Below are 7,772 nucleotides of genomic sequence, written 5' to 3' on the forward strand. Positions count from 1 at the left end.
GGCCGGGCCCCGCGCGCCGTGGCCGGCTCGCCCGCCAGGGTGATCGGCGCGCCGTCGGGGCTGGACGCGGTGACCGGGGCGATGGTCTTGGTCAGGGCGCCGGGGTTGAAACGCGTGCGGACCTCGAAGGGCTGGGCGGCGTCCAGCCGCCGCGCGGCCTCGGTCAGCCAGTCGACGGCGATCTTGTCCAGGCGCTCGATCAGCAGCCTCACCCGGCCGCCGCAGCACTGGGCCAGCAGCGGCCCCAGCGGATAGTCCTGCAGGGCGAAGTGAACCTGCGTCAGCAGCATCTTGCGGGCCTGGTCGACGACCTGATGCTCCAGATTTCCGCCGCCGATCGTGCCGGCCTGGCCGTCGGCCCAGACCACCATCTTGGTCCCGGCGTCGCGCGGCGCCGAGCCCTCGGTGGCCAGGATGGTGACCAGAGCGACATCGCCTTGGGTCAATTGCGCGAGCGCGGAACGAGCCCAATTCATGCGCCCTCTCCCATGGGGAGAGGGTCAACATTGCGCCGCCCTTCGCTTGACGTCCTCGACGGCCATCAGGATCCGCTCCGGCGTCGCTGGGGCGTCCAGGTCGGGGAACACCTTGTGGTCGGCCACCGAGGCCACCGCGCGGTTCACCGCCGACAGCACCGACAGCGCCAGCATCAGCGGCGGTTCGCCCACGGCCTTGGAGCGGTGCACCGTCTCCTCGACGTTACGCCCGGGCTCCCACAGGGCGATGTTCAGCACCGCCGGACGGTCGCCGCAGGTGGGGATCTTGTAGGTCGAGGGCGCGTGGGTCAGCAGGCGGCCGTCGGCGCTGAACGCCAGCTCCTCGGTGGTCAGCCAGCCCATGCCCTGGATGAAGCCGCCCTCGATCTGACCCAGGTCGATGGCCGGGTTCAGCGAGCGGCCGGCGTCGTGCAGGATGTCGGCCCGGATGACCTTCATCTCGCCGGTCAGGGTGTCGATCAGCACTTCGCTGCAGGCCGCCCCATAGGCGAAGTAATAGAACGGCCGGCCCTTATGGGCGGCGCGGTCGTAGTGGATCTTCGGCGTGGCGTAGAAGCCGGTCGATGACAGCGACACCCGCGCCAGGTGCGCCTGGCGGCACAGAACCTCGAACGGGACCAGTTCCTTGCCAGCCTGCAGGCCCTCGGGCGTGAACGCGACCTCGCCCGGGCCGCAGCCCCACTTCTTGGCCGCGAATTCCACCAACCGCGCCTTGATGGTGTTGGCCGCGTTCAACGCCGCCATGCCGTTCAGGTCCGTGCCCGACGAGGCGGCCGTGGCCGAGGTGTTGGGCACCTTGTCGGTGACGGTGGACGTTACCTTCACCCGGTCGACGCTGACCTTGAAGGCCTCGGCGACGATCTGGGCGACCTTGACGAACAGCCCCTGCCCCATCTCGGTCCCGCCGTGGTTCAGCAGGATCGAGCCATCGGCATAGAGATGGATCAGGGCCCCGGCCTGGTTCAGGTGGGTGGTGGTGAACGAGATGCCGAACCTGACCGGGGTCAGGGCCAGGCCCTTCTTCAGCACCGGGCTCTTGGCGTTGTAGGCGTCGATCTCGCGCTGGCGGGCCTCGTAGTCGCAGGACGCCGCCAGCTCGGCCAGCAGCTGCGGGGCGACATTGTCCTCGACCGTCTGGTGGTAGGGCGTCAGGTTTCGCCCTTCGCCGCCATAGAGATTGCGCCGGCGCACCTCCAGCGGATCCAGCCCCACGGCCTGGGCGACGGCGTCCATCACCCGCTCGATCGCCGCCATGCCCTGCGGTCCGCCGAACCCCCGAAAGGCGGTGTTCGATACGGTGTGGGTCTTGAAGCGGTGCGAGATGATCTCGACCGCCGGCAGGAAGTAGCAGTTGTCGGCGTGGAACATCGCCCGGTCGTTGATGGCCAGCGACAGGTCGGTGGTCGAGCCGCAGCGCGAGGCCAGCTCCAGCGCCAGCCCCGTCAGCCGGCCCTCGTCGTCGAAGCCGACATCGTAGGCGATCTCGAAGTCATGCCGCTTGCCGGTCATGACCATGTCCTCGTCGCGATCGGGACGGGCCTTCGCCGGGCGGCCAGTCTTGACCGCCACCAGGGCCGCGGCGGCGGCGAACAGCGAGGCCTGGGTCTCCTTGCCGCCGAACCCGCCGCCCATGCGGCGCACCTCGACGGTGACGCTGGTGTGGGGCACGTCCAGCACGCGGGCGACCAGATGCTGGACCTCGCTGGGATGCTGGGTCGACGACCAGATGTGGACGTCGCCGCCCTCGCCCGGCGTGGCCAGGGCGACCTGGCCTTCGAGGTAGAAGTGGTCCTGGCCGCCGATGGCGAAGGCGCCTTGCAGCCGCCGGGGCGAGGCCGCCAGGGCGGCGGCCGCGTCGCCGCGGGCCATGCGCTGACTGGCCTCGATCTTCAGGTCGGCCTCGCGGGCCTGGGCGATGGTGATCGCGGCCGGCAGGTCCTCGTACTCGACCACGGCCTTGGCGGCGGCGGCGCGGGCGGCGGCGATCGAGGTGGCGGCCACGGCGAACAGGCTCTGGCCGACGCAGATCACCTCGCCCTCGGCGAACAGCTTGTCGTCGTGGATCACCGGGCTGACGTCGTTCTCGCCGGGGATGTCCTGGGCGGTCAGCACCGTCACCACGCCGGGCGAGGCGCGCACGGCCGACAGGTCCATCGAGATGATCCGCGCGTGGGCCTTCTTGCTCATGCCCAGGTGGACGTGGAGCAGGCCGACCGGCTCGGGGATGTCGTCGACATACAGCGCCGCGCCCGAGACATGGCGCAGGGCGCTGTCGTGCGGCAGCGCGGCGTGGACGCCCTGGAAGACGACCGGCTCGACCAGCTTGGCTCCGGAATCAGCCATGGGCGGCCTCCGGCGCGTACGTCTCCACGCGCGTCTCCAAATCGGGGCGGGCGGACTCGATGAACACCTTGCGCAGCATGTTGCCGGCCGTCAGGGCGCGATAGGCGGCCGTGGCGCGGGCGTCGGTCAGGGGCGTGAAGTCGCCGGCCAGGGCCTCGACGGCGTCGTGGATCGTCGCACGGTTCCATGGCCGGCCGACCAGGGCGGCCTCGCAGGCGGCGGCCCGCTTGGGCGTGCCGGCCATGCCGCCGTAGGCGATGCGGGCGGCGGTGACGACCTCGTCCTCGATCCGGATGTTGAACGCCCCGCACACCGCCGAGATGTCCTGGTCGAAGCGCTTGGACAGCTTGAAGACCTTGAACAGGGCGTCCGGCGCGGGCTCGGGAACCAGCACCGCCTCGACGAACTCGCCCGGAGCACGGTCCTGCTTGCCGTAGGCGATGAAGAAGTCCTCCAGCGGGATCGTCCGGCGCTCGTTCCAGCGGCGCAGGACCAGGGTCGCGCCGGCCGCGATCAAGGCCGGCGGCATGTCGCCGATCGGCGAGCCGTTGGCGATGTTGCCGCCGATGGTGCCGCTGTTGCGCACCTGGGTCGAGCCCAGCCGGCGCATCATGGCGGCCAGGTCGGGGTAGAGCGCGCCCAGCGCCTCCAGGGCGTCGACATAGCGCACGCCGGCGCCGATGCGCAGCCAACCGCCCTCGCTGGAGACGGTCTTCAGTTCGTCGACCCGGCCGATGTCGATCAGCGTCTCGAGCGGCTTGCGCAGCTTGGTGACCCACAGGCCGATGTCGGTGGCCCCGGCCACGACCACGGCGTTCGGATGGACCGCGTAGGTCTCGGCCAAGGCGTCCACGCTCAGCGGCGCGAACCAGCGACGGGTCAGGCCGGCGATCGGATCGGCATAGTTCAGGCTCAGGGCCTGGTCGCGACGCAGCGCCGCCAGCTTGTCGGCCACGTCGGGCGCGGCCTCCGGCATGATCGCCTCCGCCGCCGCGATGATCGGGCCATAGCCGGTGCAGCGACACAGGTTCCCGGCCAGCACCTCGTCGACCGGCGCGTCCGCCCCCTTGGCCGCGACCGCCCGCCCGTACAGCGACATGACGATGCCCGGCGTGCAGAAGCCGCATTGCGAGCCGTGGTGCTCGACCATGGCCGCCTGGACGGGATGCGGTTCGTCCTTAGCCACGCCCTCGACCGTGATCACCGCCTTGCCGTCCAGCATCGGCACGAACTGGATGCAGCTGTTGACCGCCCGCCAGGACACCTTGGCGTCCGTGCCGCCCTGTCCGTCCAATTCGCCGACCAGCACCGTGCACGACCCGCAGTCGCCCTCGGCGCAGCCTTCCTTGGTTCCGGTGCGACGCAGGTCGCCGCGCAGATGTTCCAGCAGCGTGCGGGTGGGATCGACGCCCTGGGCCTCGACCACCTCGCCGTTCAGCAGGAAGCGCACCTCGCCCTGTTCTTTTGGCGCCATCTCAGCTGCCTCGATAGGTGGAATAGGCGAACGGCGAGACCAGCAGCGGCACATGATGATGCTGGGCCGGATCGGCCACCGCGAAGTCGATCACCACCACGTCCAGGAACGGCGGATCGCTGACGACCGCGCCCGTCTCCTTGAAGTAGTCGGCTATCGCGAACTCCAGCCGATAGCCGCCGACCGTCAGGTCCGCGCCCTCGACCAGCCGCGCCCGGCCGTCGGCGTCGGTGCGGGTTTCGCTCAGCAGGCTGACCGTTTCGCCGCGCCGGGCGGAAACTCGCACAACAACCCCCGCCGCCGGGCGGCCGGCCGCCGTGTCGAGGATGTGGGTGGTCAGGCCGCTCATGCGTTCGTGGTTCCTTGCTCGGCGTCGCCTTGCGCCATTCTAGACCCCAGGGCCTTCCGAGCGATGCTGAAATCGCCCCGCCCGCAAGTCCAGCCCGGACACCCCCTCGCCTCGCCAAGACGGCAAACCGCCTTGCATGGCGGCGCTGGGCGCCCGTCGGATAGGCGTTATATAAGTCTTTTATTACTTATCGGGCCACCCGCGATCGCCCGCGCGAAGCCCTGAACCGTAAAAAACACGGTCAGACCTTGGGTAAGGTTGGAAAAGCCGCGCCAACACCGGTAGCTAGGCCCTGACGGATCGCGACACGGGGCGCCTTGGCGCCCACACACCAGACGATCCGCGCCGCCTACCTTGCGCAGTCACCGAGGAACGACCGATGGACGAGGATTTCCGTAAAGCCGCCCTGGACTATCACCGTCTGCCGCGGCCCGGAAAGCTGGCGATCGAGGCCACCAAGCGCATGGCGACCCAGCGCGACCTCGGCTTGGCCTATTCCCCCGGCGTCGCCGCGCCCTGCGAGGCGATCGCCGCCAATCCGGATCTGGCGCGCGACTACACCGCGCGCGGCAATCTGGTCGCGGTGATCTCCAACGGCACCGCCGTGCTGGGCCTGGGCAATATCGGCCCGCTGGCTTCCAAGCCGGTGATGGAGGGCAAGGCGGTCCTGTTCAAGAAGTTCGCCGGCATCGACGTCTTCGACCTGGAGGTCGACGCCGAGGATCCCGACCGCTTCATCGAGGTGGTCGCGGCGCTTGAACCCACCTTCGGCGGCATCAATCTGGAGGACATCAAGGCTCCCGAATGCTTCATCATCGAGCGCAAGCTGCGCGAGCGGATGAAGATCCCGGTCTTCCACGACGACCAGCACGGCACCGCCATCGTCTGCGCCGCCGCCGTCCGCAACGCCCTGGTCGTGCAGGGCAAGACCCTGAAGGACGTCAAGCTGGTCACCTCGGGGGCCGGCGCGGCCGCCCTGGCGTGCGTGGACCTGCTGGTGTCGATGGGCCTGCCGGTCGAGAACGTGACGCTGACCGACATCAAGGGCGTGGTCTATGCCGGCCGCGAGCCCGACATGCTCGACAATATGGCGCGCTACGCCCGCCAGACCGACGCCCGGACCCTGGCCGAGGTGCTGTCCGGCGCCGACATCTTCCTGGGCCTGTCGGCCCCCCGCGTGTTCAAGGCTGAGTGGCTGCCGCTGCTGGCGCCCAATCCGCTGATCCTGGCCATGGCCAATCCCGAGCCGGAGATCCTGCCCGAACTGGTCGCCGCGGCCCGTCCCGACGCCATCATGGCCACCGGCCGCAGCGACTATCCCAACCAGGTCAACAACGTCCTGTGCTTCCCGTTCATCTTCCGCGGCGCGCTGGATGTCGGCGCCTCGGAGATCAACGAGGCCATGAAGGTGGCGGCCGTCGAGGCCATCGCCGAGCTGGCCCGGGCCGAGGCGTCCGAGGTGGTGGCGTCGGCCTATGGCGGCGTCGCCCCGATGTTCGGCCCGCAATACATCATCCCCAAGCCGTTCGATCCACGCCTGATCCTGCAGATCGCCCCGGCCGTGGCCCGGGCGGCCATGGACAGCGGCGTGGCCACCCGGCCGATCGCCGACTTCGACGCCTACCGCGCCGAGCTGGAGCTGTTCGTCTATCGCTCGGGCCAGCTGATGCGGCCGGTGTTCGAGCGGGCCCGCAAGGCCACCAAGGCCCAGACCATCCGCGTGGCCTATGCCGAGGGCGAGGACGAGCGGGTGCTGCGCGCCGTCCAGACCGTGCTGGACGAGGGCCTGTGCAAGCCCGTGCTGATCGGCAAGCGCGAGATGATCATCGCCAAGGCCGCCGAGATGGGCCTGCGCCTGGACTTCGACAACCGCGTCGAGATCCTCGATCCGTCGGCCGACACGGCGTTGTTCGCGCCGCTGGTCGAGCGCTACCAGGGCTTGGTCAGCCGTCGCGGCGTGCCGCCGGCGGCGGCGGCCCGCCGCGTGACCAACCGTCGGACGGTCTCGGCCGCGATGCTGCTGCAGGCCGGCCATGTCGACGCCGCCCTGGTGGGCGGGGCCGGCGACTGGTGGCAGCACATGACCTATGTGTTGCCGGTCATCCCCAAGAGCGAGACCGTCGACCGGGTCTACGCCCTGTCGGCCCTGATCATCGACAACGGCACGCTGTTCTTCTGCGACACCCATGTGAACGTCGATCCGACCGCCGAGCAGGTGGCCGAAATGACCTTGCTGGCCGCGGACTCCGTGCGCCGTTTCGGTCTGACGCCCAAGGCGGCCCTGCTGTCGCACTCCAGCTTCGGCGCGTCGAACTCGCCGACCGCCCGCAAGATGCGCGAAGCCCTGGCCCTGGTGCGTGAGCGCGCGCCCGAGTTGGAGGTCGACGGCGAAATGCACGCCGACGCCGCCCTTTCCCAGGCCCTGCGCGACCGCCTGGTGCACGACAGCGCCCTCAAGGGCTCGGCCAATCTGCTGGTCATGCCGACCCTGGACGCAGCCAATATCGCCCTGACCCTGCTCAGCGCCGCCACCGAGGGCCTGCTGGTCGGGCCGGTTCTGCTGGGCATGAGCCGGCCGCTGCATGTGCTGACGCCCAGCGTCACCGCCCGCGGCATCGCCAATATGACCGCCCTGGCGGTCAACCAGGCGGCCGCCGAGCGGGAGCATCTGAGGGGTTGAACAGGCCCCTCGCCGCCTGATCCCAAGGGGGAAAATCGACACGAAAAAGGCCCCGCAGGAGCCCCTCCCCCGTCTCAGCGACGGGGAAAGGCTCCAGCGGGGCCTGATTTTCAGGTCGAAAGGTCGGCCGAACGCTCCGCGTCCGGCCTAATTCCGAGCCTTAGAGGATGCGCAGGTTGCCGGCCGAGGTCTTGCCCGAGCGGCGGTCCTGTTCCAGTTCGTAACCGACTTGCTGGCCTTCGTTCAGGCCGCGCAGGCCGGCGCGTTCAACGGCCGAGATGTGCACGAAGATGTCGCCGCCGCCATTGTCCGGCTGGATGAAGCCGAAACCCTTGGTGCTGTTGAACCACTTCACCACGCCCGTGCCGGCTTCGCCCGTGCCGCCGCCACCGCGGGGCGCATCATAACCGCCGCCGCGAGGCGCGTCGT

6 protein-coding genes are annotated in these 7,772 nt (G+C 69.7%); 1 reads left to right on the top strand and 5 read right to left on the bottom strand.

Features of this window, described 5'->3' with window-relative positions:
- The 4 genes from WAL33_RS19305 to uraH form a co-directional block, all read right to left on the bottom strand.
- On the bottom strand, positions 1-476 hold a 476-nt coding region (locus tag WAL33_RS19305), incomplete at its 3' end, for an XdhC family protein (protein ID WP_422183360.1).
- Between the two features lie 24 nt (positions 477-500).
- Complete coding sequence (gene xdhB / locus WAL33_RS19310) at positions 501-2,840, bottom strand: xanthine dehydrogenase molybdopterin binding subunit (protein ID WP_422183361.1); 2,340 nt, start codon at positions 2,838-2,840, stop codon at positions 501-503.
- Positions 2,833-4,314, bottom strand: a complete 1,482-nt coding sequence (gene xdhA, locus WAL33_RS19315; protein ID WP_422183363.1) for a xanthine dehydrogenase small subunit — start codon at positions 4,312-4,314, stop codon at positions 2,833-2,835. The genes xdhB and xdhA overlap by 8 nt, the downstream gene beginning before the upstream one ends.
- A gap of 1 nt (position 4,315) precedes the next feature.
- Positions 4,316-4,663 carry a hydroxyisourate hydrolase gene (uraH, locus tag WAL33_RS19320; protein WP_422183364.1) on the bottom strand — a complete coding sequence of 116 codons (348 nt, stop codon included), beginning with the start codon at positions 4,661-4,663 and terminating at the stop codon, positions 4,316-4,318.
- Between the two features lie 379 nt (positions 4,664-5,042).
- Here uraH and WAL33_RS19325 point away from each other — a divergent pair, with 379 nt between their 5' ends.
- Positions 5,043-7,343, top strand: a complete 2,301-nt coding sequence (locus WAL33_RS19325) for an NADP-dependent malic enzyme (RefSeq protein ID WP_422183366.1) — start codon at positions 5,043-5,045, stop codon at positions 7,341-7,343.
- A gap of 160 nt (positions 7,344-7,503) precedes the next feature.
- Here the strand turns inward: WAL33_RS19325 and WAL33_RS19330 are convergent, their stop codons facing one another.
- Positions 7,504-7,701: a cold-shock protein gene (locus WAL33_RS19330; protein ID WP_026171987.1), complete on the bottom strand. Its 198-nt coding sequence runs from the start codon at positions 7,699-7,701 to the stop codon at positions 7,504-7,506.
- Positions 7,702-7,772 lie beyond the last annotated feature (71 nt).

The organism is Caulobacter sp., assembly GCF_049283275.1.
Lineage (GTDB): Bacteria > Pseudomonadota > Alphaproteobacteria > Caulobacterales > Caulobacteraceae > Caulobacter.

Coding starts and splice junctions, on each gene's coding strand:
- xdhB (WP_422183361.1), bottom strand. CDS start 2,840: ATGGCTGATTCCGGAGCCAAGCTGGTCGAGCCGGTCGTCTTCCAGGGC.
- xdhA (WP_422183363.1), bottom strand. CDS start 4,314: ATGGCGCCAAAAGAACAGGGCGAGGTGCGCTTCCTGCTGAACGGCGAG.
- uraH (WP_422183364.1), bottom strand. CDS start 4,663: ATGAGCGGCCTGACCACCCACATCCTCGACACGGCGGCCGGCCGCCCG.
- WAL33_RS19325 (WP_422183366.1), top strand. CDS start 5,043: ATGGACGAGGATTTCCGTAAAGCCGCCCTGGACTATCACCGTCTGCCG.